The organism is Bacillus sp. NMCN1 (assembly GCF_002998085.1).
In the GTDB taxonomy this organism is placed as follows: domain Bacteria; phylum Bacillota; class Bacilli; order Bacillales; family Bacillaceae; genus Bacillus.
This window is the reverse complement of the sequence record NZ_PVQL01000003.1, coordinates 18,568-42,949: the sequence shown is the minus strand read 5'-3', so window position 1 is coordinate 42,949 and position 24,382 is coordinate 18,568. Positions and strand designations below refer to the sequence as shown.

General features: G+C 41.4%; 27 protein-coding genes. 4 read left to right on the top strand and 23 right to left on the bottom strand.

The annotated features are described in order from the left end of the window. Positions 1-15 precede the first annotated feature (15 nt). The 4 genes from C6W21_RS19395 to C6W21_RS14935 all read left to right on the top strand — a co-directional run bounded on the left by C6W21_RS19395 (position 16) and on the right by C6W21_RS14935 (position 4,960). Positions 16-1,503: a thioredoxin domain-containing protein gene (locus C6W21_RS19395; RefSeq protein ID WP_317615085.1), complete on the top strand. Its 1,488-nt coding sequence runs from the start codon at positions 16-18 to the stop codon at positions 1,501-1,503. 152 nt (positions 1,504-1,655) lie between these two features. Continuing rightward, positions 1,656-2,426, top strand: coding sequence for a SurA N-terminal domain-containing protein (locus C6W21_RS14945; RefSeq protein WP_106051028.1), 771 nt, complete (start codon positions 1,656-1,658; stop codon positions 2,424-2,426). Between the two features lie 225 nt (positions 2,427-2,651). Then, a complete protein-coding gene (glpT, locus tag C6W21_RS14940) occupies positions 2,652-3,989 on the top strand; it encodes a glycerol-3-phosphate transporter (RefSeq protein ID WP_106051027.1) in 1,338 nt (445 codons plus the stop codon). Positions 3,990-4,078: 89 nt separating this feature from the next. Next, positions 4,079-4,960: a glycerophosphodiester phosphodiesterase gene (locus C6W21_RS14935; RefSeq protein WP_106056625.1), complete on the top strand. Its 882-nt coding sequence runs from the start codon at positions 4,079-4,081 to the stop codon at positions 4,958-4,960. Between the two features lie 42 nt (positions 4,961-5,002). On the opposite strand, the gene C6W21_RS14930 is transcribed toward C6W21_RS14935, so the two are convergent. The 23 genes from C6W21_RS14930 to glmM form a co-directional block, all read right to left on the bottom strand. Next, positions 5,003-6,391 carry an amino acid permease gene (locus C6W21_RS14930; RefSeq protein WP_106051025.1) on the bottom strand — a complete coding sequence of 463 codons (1,389 nt, stop codon included), beginning with the start codon at positions 6,389-6,391 and terminating at the stop codon, positions 5,003-5,005. Positions 6,392-6,608: 217 nt separating this feature from the next. After that, positions 6,609-7,367: a DUF4097 family beta strand repeat-containing protein gene (locus C6W21_RS14925; RefSeq protein ID WP_106056623.1), complete on the bottom strand. Its 759-nt coding sequence runs from the start codon at positions 7,365-7,367 to the stop codon at positions 6,609-6,611. Positions 7,368-7,395: 28 nt separating this feature from the next. Then, on the bottom strand, positions 7,396-8,079 hold the full coding sequence (locus C6W21_RS14920; protein WP_106056621.1) for a bacitracin ABC transporter permease: 684 nt from the start codon (positions 8,077-8,079) through the stop codon (positions 7,396-7,398). 51 nt (positions 8,080-8,130) lie between these two features. Further along, on the bottom strand, positions 8,131-8,763 hold the full coding sequence (locus C6W21_RS14915) for a TetR/AcrR family transcriptional regulator (RefSeq protein WP_106051482.1): 633 nt from the start codon (positions 8,761-8,763) through the stop codon (positions 8,131-8,133). Positions 8,764-8,998: 235 nt separating this feature from the next. Next, on the bottom strand, positions 8,999-9,943 hold the full coding sequence (locus C6W21_RS14910) for an alpha/beta fold hydrolase (RefSeq protein WP_106056619.1): 945 nt from the start codon (positions 9,941-9,943) through the stop codon (positions 8,999-9,001). A 55-nt stretch (positions 9,944-9,998) separates the two neighbouring features. Continuing rightward, complete coding sequence (locus C6W21_RS14905) at positions 9,999-10,295, bottom strand: hypothetical protein (protein WP_223249605.1); 297 nt, start codon at positions 10,293-10,295, stop codon at positions 9,999-10,001. Then, entirely contained in the window at positions 10,295-10,510 is a 216-nt protein-coding gene (locus C6W21_RS14900; RefSeq protein ID WP_106051020.1) for a helix-turn-helix transcriptional regulator, read from the bottom strand. Before C6W21_RS14900 ends, C6W21_RS14905 begins: the two co-directional genes overlap by 1 nt. Before the next feature lie 201 nt (positions 10,511-10,711). Continuing rightward, positions 10,712-11,317, bottom strand: coding sequence for an ABC-2 transporter permease (locus C6W21_RS14895; protein ID WP_106051019.1), 606 nt, complete (start codon positions 11,315-11,317; stop codon positions 10,712-10,714). Then, entirely contained in the window at positions 11,295-12,176 is an 882-nt protein-coding gene (locus C6W21_RS14890; RefSeq protein WP_106056617.1) for an ABC transporter ATP-binding protein, read from the bottom strand. The genes C6W21_RS14895 and C6W21_RS14890 overlap by 23 nt, the downstream gene beginning before the upstream one ends. Before the next feature lie 5 nt (positions 12,177-12,181). Next, positions 12,182-12,553: a GntR family transcriptional regulator gene (locus tag C6W21_RS14885; RefSeq protein WP_003217079.1), complete on the bottom strand. Its 372-nt coding sequence runs from the start codon at positions 12,551-12,553 to the stop codon at positions 12,182-12,184. Between the two features lie 162 nt (positions 12,554-12,715). Continuing rightward, a complete protein-coding gene (locus C6W21_RS14880; protein ID WP_106056615.1) occupies positions 12,716-13,843 on the bottom strand; it encodes a DUF418 domain-containing protein in 1,128 nt (375 codons plus the stop codon). 140 nt (positions 13,844-13,983) lie between these two features. Further along, positions 13,984-14,193 carry a hypothetical protein gene (locus C6W21_RS14875; RefSeq protein WP_106056613.1) on the bottom strand — a complete coding sequence of 70 codons (210 nt, stop codon included), beginning with the start codon at positions 14,191-14,193 and terminating at the stop codon, positions 13,984-13,986. Between the two features lie 114 nt (positions 14,194-14,307). Further along, complete coding sequence (locus C6W21_RS14870) at positions 14,308-14,823, bottom strand: HEAT repeat domain-containing protein (protein ID WP_106056611.1); 516 nt, start codon at positions 14,821-14,823, stop codon at positions 14,308-14,310. 18 nt (positions 14,824-14,841) lie between these two features. Next, entirely contained in the window at positions 14,842-16,263 is a 1,422-nt protein-coding gene (skfF, locus tag C6W21_RS14865; protein WP_106056609.1) for a sporulation killing factor system integral membrane protein, read from the bottom strand. Beyond that, positions 16,256-16,978, bottom strand: coding sequence for an ABC transporter ATP-binding protein (locus C6W21_RS14860; RefSeq protein ID WP_106056607.1), 723 nt, complete (start codon positions 16,976-16,978; stop codon positions 16,256-16,258). Before C6W21_RS14860 ends, skfF begins: the two co-directional genes overlap by 8 nt. 198 nt (positions 16,979-17,176) lie before the next feature. Further along, positions 17,177-17,566, bottom strand: coding sequence for a RidA family protein (locus C6W21_RS14855; protein ID WP_106051012.1), 390 nt, complete (start codon positions 17,564-17,566; stop codon positions 17,177-17,179). A 259-nt stretch (positions 17,567-17,825) separates the two neighbouring features. Beyond that, positions 17,826-18,590: an ABC transporter permease gene (locus C6W21_RS14850; RefSeq protein ID WP_106056605.1), complete on the bottom strand. Its 765-nt coding sequence runs from the start codon at positions 18,588-18,590 to the stop codon at positions 17,826-17,828. Beyond that, positions 18,587-19,504 (bottom strand): ABC transporter ATP-binding protein, encoded by a 918-nt coding sequence (locus C6W21_RS14845; RefSeq protein ID WP_106051010.1) that lies wholly within the window; start codon positions 19,502-19,504, stop codon positions 18,587-18,589. The genes C6W21_RS14850 and C6W21_RS14845 overlap by 4 nt, the downstream gene beginning before the upstream one ends. Positions 19,505-19,518: 14 nt before the next feature. Next, entirely contained in the window at positions 19,519-19,710 is a 192-nt protein-coding gene (locus C6W21_RS14840) for a PLD nuclease N-terminal domain-containing protein (protein WP_106038463.1), read from the bottom strand. Between the two features lie 167 nt (positions 19,711-19,877). Then, positions 19,878-20,234: a DUF2200 domain-containing protein gene (locus C6W21_RS14835; protein WP_106056603.1), complete on the bottom strand. Its 357-nt coding sequence runs from the start codon at positions 20,232-20,234 to the stop codon at positions 19,878-19,880. Next, complete coding sequence (locus C6W21_RS14830) at positions 20,227-20,577, bottom strand: hypothetical protein (protein WP_106056601.1); 351 nt, start codon at positions 20,575-20,577, stop codon at positions 20,227-20,229. Before C6W21_RS14830 ends, C6W21_RS14835 begins: the two co-directional genes overlap by 8 nt. A 61-nt stretch (positions 20,578-20,638) precedes the next feature. Next, the gene (gene glmS / locus C6W21_RS14825; RefSeq protein ID WP_008360582.1) at positions 20,639-22,441 is read right to left on the bottom strand and encodes a glutamine--fructose-6-phosphate transaminase (isomerizing); all 1,803 of its coding nucleotides are present in this window, start codon (positions 22,439-22,441) and stop codon (positions 20,639-20,641) included. Between the two features lie 570 nt (positions 22,442-23,011). Next, entirely contained in the window at positions 23,012-24,358 is a 1,347-nt protein-coding gene (gene glmM, locus C6W21_RS14820; protein ID WP_106051005.1) for a phosphoglucosamine mutase, read from the bottom strand. Positions 24,359-24,382 lie beyond the last annotated feature (24 nt).

The following is a 24,382-nucleotide window of genomic DNA, read 5'->3' as shown; positions in this document are numbered from 1 at the left end:
GCCTATTACCAGCTCATGAACAACTTTGATACGCTGTATGGCGGATTTGGTTCTGCACCGAAATTTCCTGCACCTCATATGCTCTCATTCCTAATGCGCTATTACGAATGGACTGGGCAGGAAAATGCGCTATATGCAGTCACGAAAACGTTAGATGGAATGGCAAATGGCGGTATATACGACCATGTGGGCTCAGGCTTTTCTCGTTATTCAACGGATGAAAAATGGCTTGTGCCGCATTTTGAAAAAATGCTGTATGATAACGCCTTGCTGATGGAAGCTTACACAGAAGCGTATCAGCTCACTCAACAGCCTGAGTATGAAAAGCTTGTCCACTGCCTGATCCACTTTATTAAACGAGATATGATGAATCCGGACGGCTCCTTTTATTCAGCGATAGATGCAGATTCTGAAGGAAAAGAAGGACAATATTACGTCTGGTCAAAAGATGAGATCATGACTCATTTAGGCGAGGACCTCGGCGCATTATTCTGCGCTGTCTATCACATCACAGAAGAGGGGAACTTTGAAGGGGCGAACATCCCTCATACTATTTCCACCTCTTTTGATGACATCAAAGCCTCTTTCTCGATCGACGACCATACGCTTCAGTCGAAGCTTCAATCTGCCCAGCACATTTTACAATCTGTCAGACAGCAGCGACCCGCACCACTTGTCGATGACAAGGTGCTCACATCCTGGAATGCGCTGATGATATCTGCGCTTGCCAAAGCAGGAAGGGTATTCGGTGCAGAGGAAGCCATCCGTATGGCGAAACAGGCGATGTCTTTTCTAGAAACACACCTCGTCCAACATGAGCGGCTCATGGTCCGCTATAGAGAAGGTGACGTGAAGCATCTAGGATTTATCGAGGATTATGCGCATATGCTTTCTGCCTATATGTCTTTATACGAAGCGACCTTTGAACGAGAATGGCTGGTAAAAGCAACAACAGTAGCTGAGAGCATGTTTGAGCTGTTTTGGGACAAGGAAAAAGGGGGCTTTTTCTTCTCAGGATCAGATGCAGAAGCGCTCATCGTTCGAGAAAAAGAAGTGTACGACGGCGCCATGCCTTCTGGAAACAGCACCGCACTCAAGCAGCTTCTCATGCTAAGCAGACTGACCGGACGTCAGGACTGGCTGGACACATTAGAGCAGATGTTCAAAGCCTTTTATGTCGATGTCTCTTCCTATCCAAGCGGGCACACAGCGTTTCTGCAAGGACTCTTGAGTCAATATGCAACGAAAAGAGAGATCATCATTCTCGGGAAAAACGGCGACCCTCAAAAAGAACGGCTTTTACAGGCGCTTCGGAAACGCTTCATGCCATTTGATATCATATTGACTGCCGAAACAGGGCAGGAATTAGCGCAGCTCGCGCCCTTTACAAAAGATTACAAAACAATCGATGGCAGAACCACCGTTTATATTTGTGAAAACTACAGCTGCCGCCAGCCAATCACCGATATCGACGAAGCGATGGAACAATTATTCCACGATTGAGTTTGTCATGAGATGACTATGAGAAGACAAAATGAGGACAAACAGATAAAAAACATGTCAATCCGCTAACAAATTGTCTGTACGGTTTTATTTTTCCTAAAAAACGGTTAGAATGCGCACTAGATGTTCTCATACCGAAGGGAGAGAAAATGATGAAAAAGGTATCATACACACTCATCGCTTGTTTGTTATCTGTTGGGCTTGCAGCCTGCTCGTCAAACGATGCCAAACAAGATAAGCAAAACGATTCAGCCAAAAACAAGGAAACAACACAGGCTGACCAAAAAGAACAGCAAAAGCAAATGGAAGAGATGCAAAAGAAATTAGACGCACAAAAAATCGATGATCAAAAGGTCGTTGCGACCGTCAACCAAGACAAAATCACAGGTAATGAATATAATAGTGCTTTATCTACCATTCAAGGGCAGCTTCAGCAATCAGGGCAAGACCCAACCTCTAAAGAAGGCGCAAAAGCAGTCAAGAAACAAACCATTGATGCGCTCGTAGGTCAAGAGCTCATCCTGCAAGATGCTGAGAAAAAGGGCATCAAAGCCTCTGACAAGCAGGTAGATAAACAGCTAAAAGAAGAAAAGAAACAATTCAAAGACAACGCTCAATTTGAAGAAGCTCTTAAGAAAAGTGGACTCACAATGGATCAGCTGAAAAGTGACATTGCTGACAGCATCAAATACAGCCAATATGTCGACAAAGAAATCAAATCAGCCACCGTCTCTGAAAAGGACGTCAAAGCGTACTATGATCAATACGCAGATGAAATGAAAAAACAAAAGCAAAAAGCACCAGAATACAAAGAGGTTAAATCACAAATTAAAAAACAGCTAGAATCTCAAGAAAAGCAGAAAGAAGTACAAAAAGAAATTGAAAAACTAAAGAAATCTGCGAAAATTAATATGTCTATGTAACAGCTAAGAAAAAATCCGCCATTGTGCGGATTTTTTTCGTTACTTGACGAACTGTTTTTCCAAAATAATGACAAAAGCCTCATCATAAACATCTCTTCTATCCGATATGATGGGAGTACAAAAGAAAGCGCTATCAATTCTTTTGTCTCTTAAAAAGTACAAGATCAAACGCCGATCTCGTACTTTTGCTTCAATCATTCGGATAACTACAAGAGGAGGATCTTTATGTTCAAATGGTTTAAACCCGCTCCGCATATCGACAGGCTTGATGATGCCAAAACAGACGAGACCTATAAGCGGCTGCGGCTGCAAGTCTTTTTAGGCATCTTTATCGGGTATGCGGGCTACTATTTGCTGCGCAAAAATTTCGCTTTTGCCATTCCTTATCTACAGGAAGAAGGGTTCACGAAAAGTGAATTAGGCTTTGTACTCGCGGCTGTCTCTATCGCCTATGGTTTTAGTAAATTCATCATGGGGATGATCTCAGACCGCTGTAACCCAAGATATTTTTTAGCCACCGGACTCTTTCTATCAGCCATTATCAATATCCTATTTGTCTCATTTCCATGGGTGACGTCAAGTGTATGGATCATGTTCTTATTCATGTTTTTAAACGGCTGGTTCCAAGGAATGGGGTGGCCGCCATGCGGACGTACGATGGCGCATTGGTTTTCGGTTAGTGAACGTGGAACGAAAATGTCCATTTGGAACGTCGCTCACAATATCGGCGGGGGGATCCTTGCACCACTCATCACATTAGGGATTGTGCTGTTTGCGACGTGGAAAAGTATCTTTTTCTTCCCTGCCATCATTGCCATTATCGTCTCCTTCGTGATCATTCTTCTCGTCCGGGATACCCCGCAATCCACTGGTCTTCCGCCAATCGAGGAATATCGCAATGACTATCCTGCACAACAATATGAAGATCAAGAAAAAGAATTAACAGTGAAAGAGATTTTATTTAAGTATGTACTCAACAATAAATTCCTTTGGTATATCGCCATTGCCAATGTCTTTGTGTACTTCGTCCGTTACGGTGTCGTTGACTGGGCACCGACCTACTTAACAGAAGCAAAGGGCTTTTCACCAGAGCATTCACGCTGGTCCTATTTTCTTTATGAATATGCAGGCATTCCCGGTACATTATTGTGCGGCTGGATCAGTGACCGCTTCTTTAGAAGCCGCCGCGCACCAGCGGGCGTCCTCTTTATGGCTGGGGTGTTAATTGCGGTGCTCGTTTACTGGTTAAACCCTGCTGGCAATCCAATGGTCGATAACATCGCCCTCATCAGCATCGGCTTTTTGATTTACGGACCTGTCATGCTCATTGGACTTCAAGCCATTGACCTCGCTCCTAAAAAAGCGGCTGGCACTGCGGCCGGACTTACAGGCTTCTTCGGCTATATTGGCGGCTCTGCCTTTGCCAATGCAATGATGGGCGTCGTCGTGGATCATTATGACTGGACAGGAGGCTTCATTTTACTGGTTGGTTCTTGTGTGCTTGCGATTGTCTTCCTGGCGATGACATGGAATACAGGGAAGCGTGTAGAGCAGGCTTCATAAAAATCACATAAAAGATTCATATCCACCCAACATGCCCTTTACATCTATTTCTTATGATGAAGGCAGTTACCGTAAAAGGAGGATAAAATATGAAGAAAAGTAGATTACTTGCTTTCGTGTTACTCTCTTTTGCTTTACTGTCTTTTGCGTGGGTGCCGACCACCATATCGGCACATGAACATCTTTTATCTCCAGATCGTATTCTAACCGTTGCACACCGTGGAGCATCAGGGTATGCACCAGAGCATACCTTGGCTTCCTACAAACTCGCCACAAAGATGAATGCGGATTACCTCGAACTCGACCTTCAAATGACAAAGGATGGACATCTCATCGTGATGCACGATGAAACCGTTGACCGGACCACAAACGGAACAGGCTGGGTCAAAGACCTCACACTTGCCGAAATCAAACAGCTTGATGCCGGCACATGGTTTAACGAAGCCAATCCCGACAGACAAAATGCCAACTATATCGGACAGCGAGTCCTCACATTAGATGAAGTGCTGCGCTATTTTGGCAAACGAGAGAATTATTATATTGAAACAAAAAAACCAGACATCTATCCGCAAATGGAAGAAAAGCTATTGGCTACCCTTAAAAAACATCATCTTCTCGGGAAACACACAAGAAAAGGGCAGGTCATTATCCAATCCTTTAGCCAAGACAGCCTGCTAAAACTACAGAAATTAGATCCACGCCTTCCCAAAGTACAGCTATTAGACAGAACCCAAATGACGTCCATCACAGACGATCAGCTCGACTTCATCAAAACTTATGCAATGGGTGTCGGGCCAAACTTTAGAGCATTGACACCTGAAAACGTACAGCAGGTCAGAAGCCACGGACTCCTCCTCCACCCATATACGGTAAACAACGAAGCAGACATGGCCCGTTTACTGCAATACGGCGTCACCGGTCTTTTCACCAACTTTCCAGATGTCTTTCAGCGTGTGAAAGCATCGATATAACAACAAAAGCCTTGCGGTCCGTTCACTCCGCAAGGCTTTCTATTAGTTCACCGTTTGATCAGAAGAAGCGGCTTGGATTGGTTTTCTTTTTCCAATTCCAAACGCATAAAAGCTAAGCGTCACTACAATCAAGAACACAATTCCCACAATAAGAGAAATGCGCGTATCCTGATTAAAGAACATAAACACAAGAACCATCAGTAGGAAACCGATTGTTAGATAGTTAGATAGTGGCGCAAGTGGCATCTTGAATGGATGTTGATCAAGCGCAGATCCCTTCGCCTTTCTAAAACCGATATGACTAATCAAAATCACAAACCAAGGCACCATACCAGGGAGTACACTCGCACTATACACATAGACGAAAATGTTTGGTGGAGCAACATAATTGAGGACAACTCCTATCGCTAGACCAATCAGCACAGCGAATGTCCCAAAATACGGTACACCATTCTTCGAAATTTTGGTGAAGAAAGCAGGCGCCTGCCCATTCACACCTAATGTATAAAGCATACGTCCCGCACTGAAAATCCCACTATTACAGCCGGACATCGCCGCTGTAATGACAACAAAGTTAATAATACCAGCCGCTGCTGTAATCCCAATTTTCGCAAACGTCGCCACAAATGGACTGCCAAGGGTATTCAGCTGATCCCAAGGATACACAGTCACAATGACAAAGATCGCACCGATATAGAAAATCAAAATACGCCAGATGATACTTTTGATGGCATTTGTCAGCGTCTTTTGTGGATTTTGCGCTTCACCTGCTGTAATCCCAATCAGCTCTACACCTTGGTAGGCAGCAATGACTAGCGACAACGCAAACAAGAATCCGCTAAATCCACCTGTAAAGAACCCGCCATGCGCCCAAAGATTAGACAAACCAATAGGTGTTCCGCCATTTCCAAATCCAAAGAAAATAATGCCTAGACCTGCAATGATCATCAAAATAATCGTCACAATCTTGATCATCGCAAACCAAAATTCAAACTCACCGAACGATTTAACCGAAATCAAATTAGCAGCGCCCAAAATAATCATCGCAATTAATCCTGGAATCCACGCTGGCAGCTCTGGGAACCAATATTTCATATAAGCGCCTACGGCAATAATTTCCGACATCCCGACAATGACCCACTGGAACCAGTTACTCCAAGCCGTCATATACCCTGCAAGCGGATGAATATATTGATGTCCAAATGTTGCAAATGAACCTGTACTCGGTTCAACGTATAACATTTCTCCCATCGCACGCATAATAAAAAAGATAAAGATACCACATACTGCGTACGCTAGAAGAACCGATGGACCTGTCCATTGAATGGCCTTGGCTGATCCCATAAATAAGCCAACACCAATCGTGCCGCCGAGTGCAATCATTTGAATATGGCGGGCACTTAACCCTCTCTTTAATTCCTTTTGAGCCACTTTTCTTCCCCCTCATCAACAAACAACATAAAAAACAAAAATCAGAATTTTCATTCTGATTGAGAAACATCAATCTTTCGATGTATATTATCATAATAAATCTACCCTTAAAAAACAATTGTTTTTTTGAGGAAAACACTTTTAACAAAATATTCTGACATAAAAAGATGTTCAAATTATTTTATATTGATATATTGAATCAAAGGGTGGAAGTCCTTCAATGCTTATGACTTATTAGAAACTGACCGCCTCTTATATCAACCTCAAAGGATCTTAGTCCATTTTTATGCACCATTTTGCCCTTCTCTCGATGACAAGAAAAGTCATTCCGAAAAGAACCAGATCTTTTCTTTACATAACAAGTAAACCCATCATTTTCCGGAATCGTCACTTTGACATATGCTCCAGTTGAAATAGACTTAAGTGAATTCAGCATGCTTGTAGAATGAATCTGTATCCTTCTACCTGCTATATGCAGATCAACATCTGAGAAAGCTCCCGTCAACTCACCTTTTGACGAAGTGGCGTGAAATGACAATGTCTGCGCGGCCAGCTGCCGGCTAGAAATAAGTCCACCTACTGCCTTTAAATGAAGATGCTTGATTTCACCTGATAGCATCGTCTTCCCGGAAGTTAAATGACAAGAGACCTTTTCCGCCATCAGTCTCTCTACCTGAAGATTTGCTCCTTTACAACGAAGAGATATGGACTGTAATTGTTGTTTAGGAAGATAAATATCTACATCAGTTTTATAAAGGTGAAACCCTAAGCTGAGTATTTTTTTTCGTCTATCTTGAATGACCAGCCGTCCATCTCTTACCTGATGATGCAGCAAATAGCGTTTGGGAAAAGCTTGATTGGTCGTTTGACGAATGAATAGATAAGGATGATCATGGTGATGAATACGCACCTCTCCCAACAGCCAATCCAGCGATAATTCTACGACCGATTCTTCAATTTGAATCGTATGCTCCACATGCCTGCCTCCTTTTTTTCATCGTGGCTTATCTTGCTTGAAGCCGGGTGATGCTGCCCCACAATTCCAAGATCACAATGAGAACAGCTGCGATCATGACGCCTGACAAAATGAAATTCATTTGATCATTTCCATAAAAAGCGATTAATACGTTTCCTAAAACAGCACATAGAACAATCGCAGTCAGGATGGTCATGAAAGTAGACCTCTTCATTACCCCCACTCTCATCGCAATCATGCCAATCCCATTGATACAACAAGTAAACACTAGGTACGTTTTGATCACAGTGAACATCACATCAGCTGTCAGCGCATCCTGAACAATGGGGAAGAACGTTTCAGTGACACTAAACACAACAAATGAAGGAATGATACTACACAGCATGACAATTGTAGAAAAGCACACCATCCAAACCATTCTCGAAAGGAGGAATGACTTCATACTTAATGAATGAGATCCATGTTCTTTCAATGCAGTCACTATTACTCGACAATACATCATGGCTGTGACGATCGAAAAAAAGATCATCCATACTATACTGGTCAATAAATAGATATTCTGATATTGCTGAAAACCCATTTCCTGTTCAACCTGTGCAACAAACGCGACAAAATAAATAAACACCAGCAGTACAATACTTACAATCATACTAGCTTGAATATAATGTTTCATATGGCTTTTTCTTAGCTCAAGTTTTATGAAGTGAAGCATAACGCATCCTCCTATGACATGTATTTTTCCTTTTGTCTCATATCTGTCTATTTATGTTCCGAGCTGATCATACCCTCCGATTTCAGCATAATGCGCTGTCACTTTTTGAATAAATAGATCACTCACCACATCCACTCCAAGCCCTTTCATCATCTGTTGTAAAAACAGCAAACGCTGACTTGTCTCCTGTTGATCACGAGCAAATAGCGTTGGGTTCAGCCATATATTCACAAGAAGCATAAACACTTCTGCCACTTCACCAGGAAAAGCAGTTGTCATCGATCCATCATCAATTCCTTCAAGAATCAGCTGTTTGATTTTAAGCGCATCCTGATTGACTCCTGCCTTCATCCCTTCCACCACAAACTGCGGGTTTTTGATCTGATCAACTAAGATTCCATCAATTGAGTGAGACTGTGGATCTGCCACAAGCTTCTCTAAAATAAGCTGTAGCTTCTCTTTTGCATGAACAGCCTCTGTATGCTCAATCAGATCTTCAAGCTTCTCTGTCGCATGACGAAATTGCCTCTCCATCACGGCACGTAATATTTCTTCCTTCGATTTAAAATGATGATAAATAGCACCCTTAGACATGTTCAATTCATGGATGATATCCTGCAAGCTTGTCTTTTCGAATCCTTTTTCCTGAAACAGCTTCGTCGACACATCTAAAATTTGCTTGATTGTCTTTTCTGGATATTTATTTCTGGCCAATTAAAACGCCTCCTTTTACATACCGACCGTTGGTATGTATATTAATCTATTTCATAATAAACTGTCAATATAGGTTCTTTATATAAAATAAAAAAGACCGCTCACACAGTCTCTTCAAGTTCAAATTGTAAATTTTTTAACACCAGAAAATGAAAATATTGTTCAATAAACTTGGGTAACTAGATGATGCGGGGAAGGTATATTACTAACGGTGACTCTCGATGTTAGATAAAAATTCTCTAAAATCAGCTGCGATTTCCTTTGATTTCGTATGATGCAAATAATGGCCACCTTTAAAAGTCACTATTTTTCCATAGTCTGAGTATTTCAGCAAATCCTCATGCATTGGCTTCCAGCTTGGTGTTTCTGCCTCCGTTTGATCAGATAGGTAGAAAATAACAGGAAGTTTCTTAGGATAATGTAAACGCTCAGCGCTTTTAAAATTATTCGTGAAATTTTCTGCCTCACTAGCTTGGCTTTCATTCTGAAAGTTTTTAAATGTAAGCATTTTGATCTGATCTTTCATTTTGTCATCTACTTTAGGCATAATCAGTTGATCTGGATTTAATTTCACTAACAACCTGTAAAAACCTGATTGATGAAACAGCTGTAAACCGGAGACTGGCAATTCATCCGTATCCTGCTTAGGAACACTGCTGTCAATTCCAACAAATGCTGTGACTTCTTTTTCATACTTATTCACATATTCCAATCCATATATCCCAGAAATTGAATGACCCATCATCGTGTATTTTTTAATATTGAGCTTTTGCAAACATTCATGAATCTCATCTACAATGCTTTGACTTGTCCGTACTTTATCTGTATCGTCACTTAAACCATATCCAAATGGTTCAATCACTACGACTCTATAATAAAGTGATAATTCATCTACTAGAGGCTTAAAATCTAGCACTGGTGAAGCAGTTCCATAGCCTGGGAGAAGTACAATCGTTTCTTTCCCATCGCCTTGAATGAGCACATTCATATGCTTCCCATCCACCGAAACCTTTTGCCCGTAAGCTTCTATTTTCCCCTTCTCCCTTTCATTACTAAATAGGTTTACAAAGTAAACACTTGCTAGAAAAACAACCATGACCGTGATAATGGTGCATATGGAGATCAGCATGATTCTCAATATTTTTTTCATTGGTTTTCTCTTCCCTTCATGATGAAGAACTCTAGCTTACATCCATCGATGAAAATTAATATTTTCTTTCACAATAGATGATACCGATTGTATTTGCGCAAACACTTGATACATACATAAATGTAATGGCTATATAAAACCATTCTGTTGGAGATGAAAATTGATGGACTAAAGATTGAATGATAACAACTAATAGATAAGCTAAAGCAACACCTACAATAGAAAAACTTCCTGCTTTCGCTAAAATAAATTGACCCCGTTCATCCTGCTTATATTCACGGCTTTTCTTATATTGAAAGGCCGTACTTAAGATAGAAAGGATAATTAGAGAATAAAGTATGATCGTCGTCATCATCGTTGTTCCTCCTTGTCGACCTCTTGAAATACGTCATACAAATCAACTTCAAATGTTCTAGCAATTTGAAATGCTAGTTTTAAAGACAAAGAATATTTACCATTTTCAATCGCTGCCACAGTTTGACGAGTCACACCTAATTTCTCTGCCAAATCCTTTTGTGTCCAGTCTCTTTCTGCCCGTAATACCTTGATTCTATTTTTAATCTCCATTTCAAATTCCTTTCTTAAAGGATGGTTTTTTTAACATTATGTTAATAATAATTAACATTGTGTTAATTAACAATAACCTCTTTTCTTCTGTATGTCAATTTCACATGAATCAAAAAAATAAGAATCATCCATTTTGAAAAGCCCTTCCTCAAAATGAATGATTCTCTAAAAATGATGTGATCAGTTTGCATTCTATCTGAATTAAAACACTTTCCTCTGATAAATAGCATTAGAAAGTCCCCAAGACAGCAGGTAGATGAGCATAATCAACACAGTTGACCCAGTATATAAAATAGGGATCGATAAATTCATGATAAAATCAGTGATTGCACTGAATTGCTCTGCTAAATAGGCAACAACAGGCGGTCCCATAGCGGATAGAAAGATAAAGCCAATGATCACTGCCGTAGTGATATAGCCAGGTTTTAAAATATAAAACAATGGAAACGTACACGCCGCAAACAATAAAAACAGCCCGCTGCCAATCGCAATATCCGTCAGCGAAAACAGTTTCCCAAAAACAAATAAAGCAGCACTTGTCAGCCCGATTGCGATAATCATATAGAAAACGGCACCAAGATAACGTGATGCGATAATTTCTTTACGTGTATAAGGCAAAGAGTTTAATAGAATATTCGTTTCTGCCTTCTCATCGTACGCATATGTGTTAAAAGGTATGAAGAAACTAGCGACTAGAAAAATCAATGCCGGATGCGCATCCATGAGAATAAAAAATAAGATAAACGGAAGAAAAATGATCAGCTGCTTTTTTTGTAAAATCACATCACGCTTCATTAAATGAAACATGCGCCACCCCGCCTTTCAAATAAAACATGATATCCTCAAGCGACGCCCGCTCAATGACAACAGCATCCCCAAAAATAAGTTTCACTTCATCAATCCGATCGGTTAATGCTTCAAACCCTGCTGCTGTACGCTGGATATGGACAAAGGCCTTTTCTGTGTCTCGATCCAACAACTCCAGGCTTCCTTTCACAAGCGCATAATTCTCCGCTACCTCATGAATCGACTGTTGAAACACCAATCTGCCATTTTGTATAAACGCAATATAATCCGCGATCCGGTCTAAATCAGTCGTCACATGCGTCGAGAAAAAGATCGTTCGATTACCATCAATCATCAATTCTTGTAACGTACCGAGCAGCTCTCTTCTAAAGACCGGATCTAAACCAGCAGTTGGTTCATCCATAATAATCAGCTCTGCATGATGCGATAGTGCAATCGCAAGTGATGCCTTCATTTGCATCCCTTTTGAAAATGTTTTGATTGCTTTATGCAGCGGCAGACCAAACCGCTCAATATATTGATCAAAAAGCTGGTCATCCCAGCGTTTATAGGCCGGTGCCACAATTCGTTTAATGTCCTTTAAATTCAATCCTGGAAAAAAAACGTTGGCATCGTAAACAAATCCGATTCGTTCCTTAATCTCTTTTTCATGAGTATGATAATCTAAACCGAAAATCTTTACGTCACCTGAATCTGGTTTTAACAAATTCATGATCATTTTAATGGTGGTCGACTTACCCGCTCCATTTTCCCCAATAAACCCTGTAACAAAGCCTTTTTTGACCTGTAAATCGAGATTCTGAACTGAAAAGTCCTTGAATCGTTTTGACACTCCTTTGAATTCAATCACATGCTCCACTCATCTCACTCCTCATACAAGAACTTTAATAACTGCTGCAATTCATCAAAAGATAAGCCTAATTCCTTGCCGTTTGTGACAACCGCTCCAAGCTGTTCCTCAATCACCTTCAATTTTTTCTCTCTCATCACTTCTAGGTTTTGTTCCGCAACAAATGATCCCTTGCCTACAATTGAATAAATAAATCCTGCCTTCTCTAACTCTTCATACGCTCGCTTTGTTGTAATCACGCTGATTTGTAAATCCTTCGCCAGCTTCCGAATAGACGGCAGTGCTGCACCTTCTGCAAGCTCACCCGTTAAAATCATCGATTTGATTTGATTCGTAATTTGCTCATAGATGGGCTCCTTAGAATGGTTTGAAATCGTAATTTGCATATAAAAACCTCTTTTTTCAGTACTGGTGTTTGGAATACAACAATGTATATATACTATATATACATTATATACACACTAAAAGAATATTCAACTACTTTTTGATTGCAACTCAACTAAAAAAACCGCACAGCTCTTCAGCTATGCGGCCTTCCCCAACACAATTTATCTCCAATACACCCATTTTCCCATAAACCACTCCACTGGGCCTCTTCTCCATTTTTTCAAATAGAGATAGCTGATGAACAGCTGTGCTGTGTACAGTCCGACAGCGAGCAGCAGTCCAAACATTGACCCCATCTGTCCAAATAGACCAAGTCCATAAGAATAAAAAATCGTTGTACAAATAATCGACTGCGCCAAATAGTTTGATAGAGACAAGCGGCCAAGCCCTGCAAGCAGACGTTTGAAACCTTGAGCTGCCTTTGAATAGTAGAAAACAATAAAGGCTTGAATATACCCGATTGTCAGCACATAAGCACCAAGCGTAATCACTAATTCACTCCAAGAAGCATCAATGAACGTCGCACATTTTAGCGCAAGCCCGATTACAATCATCCAGACCCAGCCTTTACGATAAGCCATTCCTCGATCTTCTTCTGTCAGATGCCCTCGTTTCCCAATCACCATACCTAGCAATGCGAACGGACCAACCGAGATCGTACCGAAAAGAAAACCTAATATCGGCATAAGCGTAATGCTCACGATCGCCAGAATAATGGTCACAATCATCATATCGTCTTCAACCGTAATCCGGCTGAGCAAAATATCCCCATAAGCACCTTTGGCATACACATCGGTTAATAATTCATCAGTCCCATAAACGAGCTTCATCATATATGGCACAACGACTAATGACAATGCACCTAACACACCCGACCAAATAAGCATTGTTTTGATCCGGCTGCTCAAAAACATCATCAAGAAAAACGTACAAGCTCCATAATAAAGAAGAATGTCGCCATTCCAAATAAAGATGTAATGCAGCATCCCAAGCACAATCAGACCAAAGCCTCGGCGAACGACAATGGCATTCGTATTTAGTCCCTTAGCTTTCGTCGATTCAATCAGCTTAATAAAAGAGTACCCAAACAAAAAGGAGAAAATCGGATAAAACGATCCCTGGAACAAAATTTCCGTTACATACACGCCAAATTCCTGCCCCCATATGCTCGGATCAAACATTTTCTCAAAATCATAATCATATTGAAAATTAAGCATATTCACGATCAAAATACCTAATAAACTAAAACCACGCAAACTATCAATTAACTCAACCCTAGATCCCTTCAACACGACAGCTCCTTCGAAAAATATAAAAATAAAGCATATTTATCCTACCACACTTTTAAAAAATTGGTCTCTACACCCATGTGAAAAGATGCGTTTTAAGGTAAATTTAATAAAAAAACCTAGAATATACATTCTAGGTATCATACTGAATGAATTGATGAATGATGACTTTCTTCTTTCCTCATCACACACTTCAAATAAAACAAAATCCCCAATCCGAATAAAATCAACGACAGCTCCCAGTCTGCAGGAATCGGTAACCATTTCAGCATCATCAAAATCAGCAAAACCGCTCCAACCCCCGCGAAAAAAATGACGCTTCTTTTTAATTCTTTGTTTGATTGAAACAACACTCTCTCCTCCCTGACACTTACTAACCAATTGAATGTTTTTCTAACTTTTTCTTTGATCTGAAGGATGAATCCACGGAAGGTGCTCAGGCCAATTGAGTTTTTGCTTTTCCACTATTCATCCCCCTTTTCCTTTAGCTGAAAAGCAATAATCTTCCCTAATGCTTCCTCTGCAGCAAAAGGAGTGACGCTGCCTGTTGGATTTTCTTGTTCTTGTTTTAAGCACTCGTACATGTTTTTTTCAATTTTTGATGGATCAATCCAAGAGATACACCATGATGCCCAGAAACAAATAGGTCCCACATAACGTTTAGCCAGTGGCAGAAGGAATGGCAAGCTGGGCTGACCAATTCTCATGAGTGACATGGCAGCGGCCATTCTTGTATCCTCTTCGTCACTTTCTAATAGCTTTGCTAGTGGCTCAGCTGCTTCTCCCGCATCTGCTCCAAATTCACCAAGTACAGCTGCTGCAATGTTCCGCAGAGATCCTTTTTCTTTTAAAGCCTCAACAAGGACGGGCACTGCATCTTTTCCGAACTTTCTCAATTCGCCTATTGCTTGAACGATCGTAACTTCATTTGTATTTGCCAATTGTTGAACTGATTGAGACAGCTTATTTTCTGGTTTCATTTACAATCACTCCTCTTTTTAATGAACCGCACGGTATCGATAACAAAGCACATAAAATCCAGCTCCAGCCACTAGGGATACAATTGTTGTCAACAAGCCATCAGTGATTAGATGAATGCTAATCATGACCATAGCACTGATCACAGACGCAAATAGCAATGATCGATAATAGGCGGCCAAAGCAAAACTCCTTTCTCGTCTCAGAGGCTGCATAAAAGCAAAGAGCCGTATGGCCAAAAACCATATATAAACTCCTCCACCAAATAAGGTCCAATACAATCCATCCTGAATCTCAACCAATAAAAGAGAAATCAAGTAGAACGCATACAGCCAAAAGGTTTGAAACACTTCTAACAGAATGATTTTTTGATATAAAGCGCCTGGGAAAAGAAAGAGCACTCCTGTTTGTGCGTGTCTTACAATCCCTGCGTAATATGAACTAAAAAGAACGGATGCAGCGATGACAATCAAAAATAGATTCAACCAATCTAAAAAATAAGTAAAGACGACATAGTAAGTACCAATTAACAAAATGGTAGATAACAAATGGAACATCACATATTTTTTTATCAGCAATAATTCAATCCAAAGAAAAGCCCAACTGCCCGTTAATGCTGGAAGCCCCCACCACGTCTTGCCCTTTTTTTGAACAATTGGACTTGATTGAATATGTTTCCCTTCAAATTCCTCCCAAAAGACTGCCTCTTTGACTAAAGACTCCTTCATCTCTATACGATGACTAGCCTTGTACATCATCATGAAAGATAGGAACATCACTCCCACAAAGATGAAGAAAGAAAGAATGGAGAACTCTTCGATCATACGTCCAGCTTGAAACATCAAAGAATCAGCAATGTTCATCAAGAAGGGCTGTTTCATCATCAATTGATTCAAAACAAGCAGTTCAAAGAAGCAAAACATCAATACAAAACCGAGTAAGAGCAGGCGCTTGTATACTCGAATGGTTCTAGCACAAGACACCGCAATCATCCAAGTTTCGATCAAACATAACAGCCCTGTCAGGATGAGTGATTTCCCGAGCAGAAACGGGTACTGCTGCGTCATAAAAAACAGAAGAAGATCTGCAGCCACAGCAGAGATAATGAGAAGAGCCCCTCGCCAAAAAATGTGATATAACCATACACTGATGACAACTGTCCATAAAGAAGCGCCATTTCCATATAACCAAATGATATCGTTCATTTGACTAGGGAGCCGATTTGTAAACAAGCCAAACCCCGTATAGAGAACAAATAAACAGATAATGATCCATCCAGCTGCAATCGTATTCAAATCACCCATACTTGAAACTGCGCTTAGCTGAAAACCAATTGCCGCAATGAACAGAAGTAAGATCAGAAAAGGCATTTTCTTTTCTTGATTTTTACTGATCAAGCGCCTTTGAGATTTCATCCATAAAAGGGAGAGTGTGTTATTCACTTGACCACTCCCCTAGAAGTTGAATAACTTCTGCCCTCCACTCACTCTGCTCTTCCTTTGATTGAGGAACATCAATACTCTTCATGATGGCACCGTCTCGAATCAATACCACCCTGCTGGCCGTATCAAGAACGAACTCCAGACTATGAGTCGACACAAAGACCGACCCACCTTGACTGCTTTTTTGTCTCAGCCAATCCGACAGCCACTGTTTTGACGGAATATCTAACCCAACAGTCGGTTCATCTAATATAAAAAGGGAGGCATCTTGAACAATGGCTCCAGCTAAGACGACACGCTGTTTTTGACCTCTTGAAAGCCTTCCACACAGTTCGTTCATCTTCTTATCCATATGTACTTCTTTCAACGCTTCATATACCTTTTCCTTGATCTGTTTTAAGCCTTTATGATATCCACGTGCACGGAATTGAACATGTTCAGCAACCGTTAAGTCTGGATACAAATACGGCTGATCAGGAATAAGAGCTACTTGTTTTTGGACATGGGCATGACCAGGCGGGAAACCCTCTATGAGAATTTCCCCTCCATCTGGTTTATACAGACCCGTTAAACACCGAATCGTTGTCGTCTTCCCGGCGCCATTAGGCCCAAGCAGTGCCACAACCTCTCCTGCTTCGATGGAAAATGACAGACCCTCTATCCCATCACCATTGCTATATCGTTTGCTTACATTCTGAACCTCCATGAATGGCATCAAATCTCTCCTTTTTATTAGAGTGATGTATGCTTATCAATGGTGTTTTTTACGATGACATGTAAATGTAATGAGACCCACTCAATATTTACCCTGATATTACCATACAGACAATAACAAGATAAGGGTATAGAGGTAATTTCTTAAAATGTCACAAAACAAAAAAGATTGAGTATCAATCACCCAATCTTTTACCTATTAAATCTCCTGACACGCCCAAGCATCCACCTCTACCTTAAAAGCAGGAGAAGCCAAGGCAACCACATAAATCATCGTCATACAAGGCAGATGATCCCCTAAAAACTCACCCACGATTCGTTTTCTGCTCGCAGCATCGAACTCTCCTACGAGATAAAATACTAGTTTCGTTATATCTTCAACGGCCATATCTGCCGCTTCTACGTTTCGCTTCACATTCTCTAACGCTAGCTCTAGCTGCTCCAATGGGCTCTCTGGAATTGTTCCATCCACCTCCATCCCTACTTGACCTGATAGGGTTAACCACCGCTGTGGTCCTGTTGTTTCTATTTGATGAGTATATGGTGCAACTGGCGGGTGTATCGTCTCAGGATTACGTGATGTTCGCATTAACAAAACCTCTTTTCTGAAAATACAATCAATTTATATACCTATCATATCAAACTTTCTTTCTCACTCAGATTGATATGCTTCTGATGGCTCAAATAAAAAAGACCTATCAAAAGAATAGTTTTCTTTAAAATGATGCCCTGCTCAGATGCTCAATCTGGCGGCATGTCTTTTTCTTGATGAAAACCGATTTTCCGCAGAATGATATGGAAGAGCTAAATAGACCCTTTAGACCTTCATATCCAAAGGGTCCAGCAAGCTATAATTCTTGTTTTCTAAAAAGAAACCATCCGATGAGAAAAAAGAAAATAATTAATGCCGTGACACCTAGAAAACTCGTAAGCGCATGATCCGAATAAGTCCCTCTATGAATCATCTCCTCGGCCGCACTTGTCACGCCTTTAGGCGCAAACTTCCCTAATGTATCCTCGTAAAATGAAGGAACGGTAAATAGAATAAGGTTGACCACAAGCGACACACCGCCAGCTGTGACGGAACGGGTAAAGAACGCCGAAGCACAAATGGTCGACACCACAATCAGCAATAAATTGGGGTAATAAAGAAGCGTTCCTTTTAACACATTGACCCAATCCAGATGCCCAAATTGAATGTCCACATAATAAACGGAGGCAAGCACCGCCACCACCAAACTAAACAAGGTCAAACAGGCATAGGCACATATTTTTGATACATAATAACTCGTTCGACTGACTGGTTTCACCATAATCATCGAAGCCACCCCAGAGGCACGCTCTCCCGCAATCGTCCCCATCACGATCATAATGAGAATAAAAACGCCAAGTGAATCGAATTTACTTATTGCACTCGCTAAAGCCTCTCCAGCACTTGGCTCTGGTATATAAAATGTTGATCCTTCAGGTAAATTAGCTGATTTCGATAAAAGATCTGGCAGCATTTTGAGCGTAATAGGCTGTGTGATCATTAAAATCGTAAAAATGATCGGCACAAATAAAATTTTATAGCTAGTGAATAACTCCCTAAATTCCTTTTTCAGCATCATCATGCATTCACAACCTTCATGAAAATATCTTCAAGCGTCAGCTTAGATAGTCGATAATGGAGAAGGACACCGCCAGCTTCAGTGATCAGACGAGGCAGCTCCTTCAATGCCATTTGTTGATCGTTCACTCGCACCTGATAAGCGCCCCCTGTTTCAATGCATTCCTCCACCCAATGCCGCTCCTTTAACAAAGCCACTAATTTCGTATTTTGTTGTTCTAATTGAAATTCAATCACAGGCTGGATATAGTCTTCTTTGATCTGTTTCATGGAAGAGGACATCTCAATTTTGCCGCTGTTGATCATGATAATATGATCCGCCACCCGTTCAATGTCATCTAAAATATGGGTCGACATAAAGATCAGCATCTCATGCTTTAGACGCTCAATCAAAGTCAGGACGTCTTTTCTTCCCATTGGATCAAGTGCAGACACAGGCTCATCCAAAATAAGAACCTTCGGGCTATTGATAAGCGCCTGTGCAATGGCGAGCCTCTGCTTCATGCCTCCGCTGTAGCTGCCAATGGTACGATCCTTCGCCTCATACACACGGCAAAGCTTCAGCAGTTCCTCTGTTTTGGAACGAATGATTTTTTTCTCTAAATGAAATAACCCGCCAACCCAATGCATCCACTCCTGCCCCGTCATGTCCTGATAAAATGCAGGCTGCTGCGGACAATATCCAATCACATGACTGATGTCATCCATGTCCTTTGTCACATCCATACCCGCCACCTTCACGACGCCAGACGTAGGACGAGCAAGCCCCGTCAAAATCCGAATCGTCGTTGTCTTCCCCGCTCCATTGGCTCCTAAAAAACCGACACAACCAACTTCCCCAACAGAAAACGAAACGTTTTTTAAAATTTCATGCCGACCATACGATTTCGTCAGCCCTTGACACTCCAGCATATTCAAGCAAATCCCCCCTACTAAGATTGTTTACGACCAAAAATGAAATACGCAATAGGACCGGCACTCGCCACAAACACAATCACCAAAGCCCAAACCCACTTCACTTCTCCTCTGATCCTCGATGGATCTCTTTTAAGCAAATCAAACAAACCAATCACCATTAAAATGGCTTGCAGCAAAACGAGAGGTAAAATCATCTTCATATCCATCCACGCCACTCCTTTTTCAAACACCAATTTGTTTTGATATCACTTCTTTTGACGACATGAAGAGTGAATTCGTTCAAATGGATTTTATTTTTATCGATCGAGTGGTCTATAAGATATAAAAAAAGCCCAGTGAAGGTGCCTTCACTGGGCTTACGTGTTATAGATGTTTATGATGAACCTCGCAAAATCTTTTCCATCGCCTTTCCCTTCGCTAACTCATCAATTAGCTTATCTAGATAACGAATGTTTTTCATGGTTTCTTCCTCAATATCCTCCACTCGAACACCACAGATGACTCCTTTGATTAAGCTGCGGGAAGGATGAAGCTCAGGAGCCTCAGCAAAGAAGGTTTCAACGTCTATCTGTTTGTTCAACTGTTTCTGTAACTCTTCTGCACTGTACCCTGTTAACCAGCAAATAATCGTATCGACTTCAGACTTCGTTCGTCCTTTTCTCTCCGCCTTTGCGAAGTAGAGAGGATAGACCTTTGCAAAGCTCATTGTATAGATTTTAGGTTTAGTCATGTGTTTTTCTCTCTTTCTTTTTAAAATATTCAAGCTGTATTGACTTCTCTAGATGCCGCTCTCTTAGTATGCATATTCCCTTTTTATTACCTGCATCTTTTTTGAAAGATCTATATTTAAGAAATTGAACGAAACAGAATCCTAGAAATACACAAATCGGTCCTTCGACGGTAGCAGGACCACCAATCAACAAATAAGAGCTTAGCAATAATGTGATATAAACAATTAAGAAAAAAATAATTGCCCATTTTTCCTTTTTAAAATATTTGCTCATAACTCCGCTCCCTTGAAAATGTACAATCTTATCGAATCTATCTTTCATTTTGATTAGCTCTTTAGACACAAAAATACCCCTTTAGAAAATGATATCTAAAGGGGTATCAAAAATCCAATTTAATTTAACCCTACTCCACCGTCACACTCTTCGCAAGGTTACGTGGTTTATCCACATCGCACCCGCGGTGAAGGGCTGCGTAGTAAGCGATCAGCTGTAATGGGACAACAGATGCAAGTGGTGCAAGTGCTGGGTGTACAGCTGGAAGGACGAATCGGTCGCCTTCGTCTTCTAAGCCTTTTAGTGAGATGACACATGGATTTGCTCCGCGTGCAACGACTTCTTTGACGTTACCGCGAATGCTGAGGTTCACGTGCTCTTGCGTTGCAAGGGCAATGACCGGTGTGCCTTCTTCAATTAAAGCAATTGTGCCGTGTTTGAGTTCTCCGCCAGCAAATCCTTCTGCTTGGATGTAAGAGATCTCTTTTAGTTTTAGTGAACCTTCAAGGCACACATAGTAGTCAAGTCCTCTTCCGATAAAGAATGCGTTACGTGTCACTGTGAAGAAGTCACGAGCGATTTGTTCCATTTCATCCTTTTGATCGACAAGGGCTTCCATTGCGTTTGCCACAATACCAAGCTCTTTCACAAGATCAAAGTCAAGAGATTGACCATTTAATTCAGCTGCAACGGATGCAAGGATCGCAAGCACAGCGATTTGTGCTGTGTAGGCTTTTGTTGAAGCCACTGCGATTTCTGGTCCTGCATGAAGAAGCAATGTGAAGTCCGCTTCACGAGAAAGCGTTGACCCTGGTACGTTTGTGATCGTTAATGCTTTATGACCAAGCTCTTTGACTTGAACAAGTACAGCACGGCTGTCCGCAGTCTCCCCAGATTGAGAAAGGAAGATGAACAACGGTTTTTTCGATAGAAGCGGCATGTTGTAAGAGAATTCACTTGCTACATGGACTTCTACAGGTACTTTCGCCCAGTCTTCAATATATTGTTTACCAACAAGCCCTGCATGGTAGCTCGTTCCACAAGCCACGATGTAAATGCGGTCTGCTTCTGCTACTGCGCTTGCGATATCGCCAGCGACTGACAGCTTGCCGTTTTCGTCTTGATATTCTTGAATGATTTTGCGCATGACAAGCGGCTGCTCATCCGTTTCTTTTAACATGTAGTGAGGATATGTGCCTTTCTCGATGTCGCTTGCATCTAGCTCAGCGATATAAGAAGGACGTGTCATGATATCACCGTCAAGGTTTTTGATGATCACCTCGTCTTTTGTGACAATGACCATTTCTTTATCCATTAATTCCGCATATTCGTTTGTTACTTGAAGCATCGCCATTGCGTCAGAAGCGACAACGTTGAAATCTTCTCCGAAACCAACCAATAATGGGCTTTTGTTTTTCGCCACATAGATTGTTTCTTTGTTTTCGTTATCGAAAAGGGCAATTGCGTAAGAGCCTTTTAGTTGAAGAAGCGTTTGACGGAAAGCTTCCTCTGTATCAAGACCTCTGTTCACAAATTGTTCGATGACTTGAACAACAACCTCTGTATCTGTGTCGCTTTTTAGTGTGACGTCTTGTAAATATTCGCGTGTCAATTGTACATAGTTCTCGATGACACCGTTATGAACAAGCGTAAAACGGCCAGAAGCACTTTGATGCGGATGTGCATTTAGATGGCTTGGTACACCGTGTGTTGCCCAGCGTGTATGTCCGATTCCTGCTGAAGATGCTACGTTTGCATCAACGACTTCACGAAGCTCAGCGATACGTCCTTTTTCTTTGAACACATGCACGCCTTCTTCGTTTGCCACAGCGATACCTGCTGAGTCATACCCGCGGTACTCAAGCTTCTCTAAACCCTTTAATAAGATTTCCTTCGCATCATTCTGACCAATATAACCTACGATTCCACACATAAATATTCTTCCTCCCGATCATGTGAAAGGGACAAAGAAAGCCTACTAAAATAGAAGGGACATTTCTTCGTCCCTCTCTACATGTTTAATTTGGGAGATCATGTGTATTCCCTTTGTACAAAGAGTCGCCTCTTTGCTTTAAAGAAACACTTACGGCTGTGATCTCTTTTTTGATCAGCCGGGAGGCATCCGCCGAAAATTCGATAACCTCCATCCTCGTCAACTAAGCATCTTTCGTCCGATCGCTTAGTTCGGGCGCTATAATTATAAGAGAGTTGCTGAACATCTACCCTGCCTTTCCTGATAGAATAAAAATCCAGTAACACAAGGATGATTGTACTATAAGGTCTGACCTCCGTCAATCACAATTAGCGGGTGATCCCTTTCAAGAAAGTGAGACCTCCATACACTATATGCGATGAGGCTTGTCATGTTCTACCTTTGATGTGCTCTCCTATGTATGAAGGCAGCAGCAAATGACCCTCGCTTATAAGATTCGTACAAATCCATCCATTTATGACGTTTATTCGAAAAAAAGCAAACCGCCGCCTAGCGATTTGCTTTCAACTATTACTCGATACCCATTTCCTCTTTCACAACAGCGGTAATTCGAGTCACATATTCATCACATAGCTCTTTTGTTTTCGCCTCTGCCATGACACGTACAAGCGGCTCTGTTCCAGATGGACGAACAAGAATACGACCGTCACCGTTCATCTCTTTTTCAACCTCTTGAATCACTGCTTTTACTTTTTCATTTTCTTCCACTTTATATTTATCAGATACTTTCACATTCACGAGAAGCTGCGGGAATTTTTCCATTTCAGCCGCAAGCTCTGACAATGTTTTTCCTGTTGCTTTGAGTGTATTGACAAGCATGATTGCAGAAAGCATGCCATCACCTGTCGTATTGTAATCAAGGAAAATCAAGTGGCCTGATTGCTCACCACCGACATTATAGCCATCCTTTTTCATCGCTTCAACCACATAGCGGTCACCAACAGCGGTTTGGATGCTCTTAATGCCTTGTTTCTCCAGCGCTTTATAGAAGCCTAGGTTACTCATGACCGTGGACACGACAGTATCATCCTTTAATCGGCCTTCGCCCTTCAAATAACGTGCACATATGTACATAATTTGATCGCCGTCTACAATATCACCTTTTTCATCGACAGCAATCAAACGGTCACCGTCACCATCAAACGCAAGACCAATATCTGCACCCTTCTCCTTCACAAAAGCAGAAAGTGCCTCTGGATGAGTTGAGCCTACACCATCATTGATATTCAATCCGTTTGGTGATGTTCCCATTGTGGACACATCAGCATCTAAATCCGCAAATAAATGTGTCGCTAGAGAAGAGGTTGCACCGTGTGCACAGTCAAGCGCCACGTGAATACCTGTGAAATCCTCGTCTGCTGTCTGCTTCAAGAATTGCAAGTATTTCTGACCGCCTTCAAAGTAGTCATTTACCGTTCCAAGATCCGCTCCAACTGGGCGTGGCAATTGATCGACCGGCTGATCCATCAGCTGCTCAATTTCATTCTCCTGTTCATCAGACAGCTTAAAGCCGTCACCGCCGAAGAATTTAATTCCGTTATCTTGAACTGGGTTGTGAGAAGCAGAGATCATGACACCCGCTTCTGCATCCATTGCCTTCGTTAAATAAGACACTCCAGGTGTTGAGATCACACCTAGACGCATCACTTCAGCCCCAATTGAAAGTAAGCCTGCAACGAGTGCTCCTTCTAGCATATGACCGGATACACGTGTGTCTCGTCCAACGAGTACCTTTGGACGTTCTTTATCCTTCGTGAGCACATAGCCGCCAAATCTCCCAATTTTAAATGCGAGCTCTGGCGTTAATTCGCTATTCGCCACACCCCTTACACCATCAGTTCCAAAGTACTTGCCCATGTTTCAATCGCTCCTTTTTTACCA

What these genes read in the sequence shown, in the direction of transcription:
- C6W21_RS19395 (WP_317615085.1), top strand. Translation starts at nt 16, where the DNA reads ATGAACAACTTTGATACGCTGTATGGCGGATTTGGTTCTGCACCGAAA.
- C6W21_RS14945 (WP_106051028.1), top strand. Translation starts at nt 1,656, where the DNA reads ATGAAAAAGGTATCATACACACTCATCGCTTGTTTGTTATCTGTTGGG.
- glpT (WP_106051027.1), top strand. Translation starts at nt 2,652, where the DNA reads ATGTTCAAATGGTTTAAACCCGCTCCGCATATCGACAGGCTTGATGAT.
- C6W21_RS14935 (WP_106056625.1), top strand. Translation starts at nt 4,079, where the DNA reads ATGAAGAAAAGTAGATTACTTGCTTTCGTGTTACTCTCTTTTGCTTTA.
- C6W21_RS14920 (WP_106056621.1), bottom strand. Translation starts at nt 8,079, where the DNA reads ATGCTTCACTTCATAAAACTTGAGCTAAGAAAAAGCCATATGAAACAT.
- C6W21_RS14910 (WP_106056619.1), bottom strand. Translation starts at nt 9,943, where the DNA reads ATGAAAAAAATATTGAGAATCATGCTGATCTCCATATGCACCATTATC.
- C6W21_RS14905 (WP_223249605.1), bottom strand. Translation starts at nt 10,295, where the DNA reads ATGACGACGATCATACTTTATTCTCTAATTATCCTTTCTATCTTAAGT.
- C6W21_RS14900 (WP_106051020.1), bottom strand. Translation starts at nt 10,510, where the DNA reads ATGGAGATTAAAAATAGAATCAAGGTATTACGGGCAGAAAGAGACTGG.
- C6W21_RS14895 (WP_106051019.1), bottom strand. Translation starts at nt 11,317, where the DNA reads ATGTTTCATTTAATGAAGCGTGATGTGATTTTACAAAAAAAGCAGCTG.
- C6W21_RS14885 (WP_003217079.1), bottom strand. Translation starts at nt 12,553, where the DNA reads ATGCAAATTACGATTTCAAACCATTCTAAGGAGCCCATCTATGAGCAA.
- C6W21_RS14870 (WP_106056611.1), bottom strand. Translation starts at nt 14,823, where the DNA reads ATGAAACCAGAAAATAAGCTGTCTCAATCAGTTCAACAATTGGCAAAT.
- C6W21_RS14860 (WP_106056607.1), bottom strand. Translation starts at nt 16,978, where the DNA reads ATGCCATTCATGGAGGTTCAGAATGTAAGCAAACGATATAGCAATGGT.
- C6W21_RS14855 (WP_106051012.1), bottom strand. Translation starts at nt 17,566, where the DNA reads ATGCGAACATCACGTAATCCTGAGACGATACACCCGCCAGTTGCACCA.
- C6W21_RS14850 (WP_106056605.1), bottom strand. Translation starts at nt 18,590, where the DNA reads ATGATGATGCTGAAAAAGGAATTTAGGGAGTTATTCACTAGCTATAAA.
- C6W21_RS14840 (WP_106038463.1), bottom strand. Translation starts at nt 19,710, where the DNA reads ATGGATATGAAGATGATTTTACCTCTCGTTTTGCTGCAAGCCATTTTA.
- C6W21_RS14835 (WP_106056603.1), bottom strand. Translation starts at nt 20,234, where the DNA reads ATGACTAAACCTAAAATCTATACAATGAGCTTTGCAAAGGTCTATCCT.
- glmS (WP_008360582.1), bottom strand. Translation starts at nt 22,441, where the DNA reads ATGTGTGGAATCGTAGGTTATATTGGTCAGAATGATGCGAAGGAAATC.
- glmM (WP_106051005.1), bottom strand. Translation starts at nt 24,358, where the DNA reads ATGGGCAAGTACTTTGGAACTGATGGTGTAAGGGGTGTGGCGAATAGC.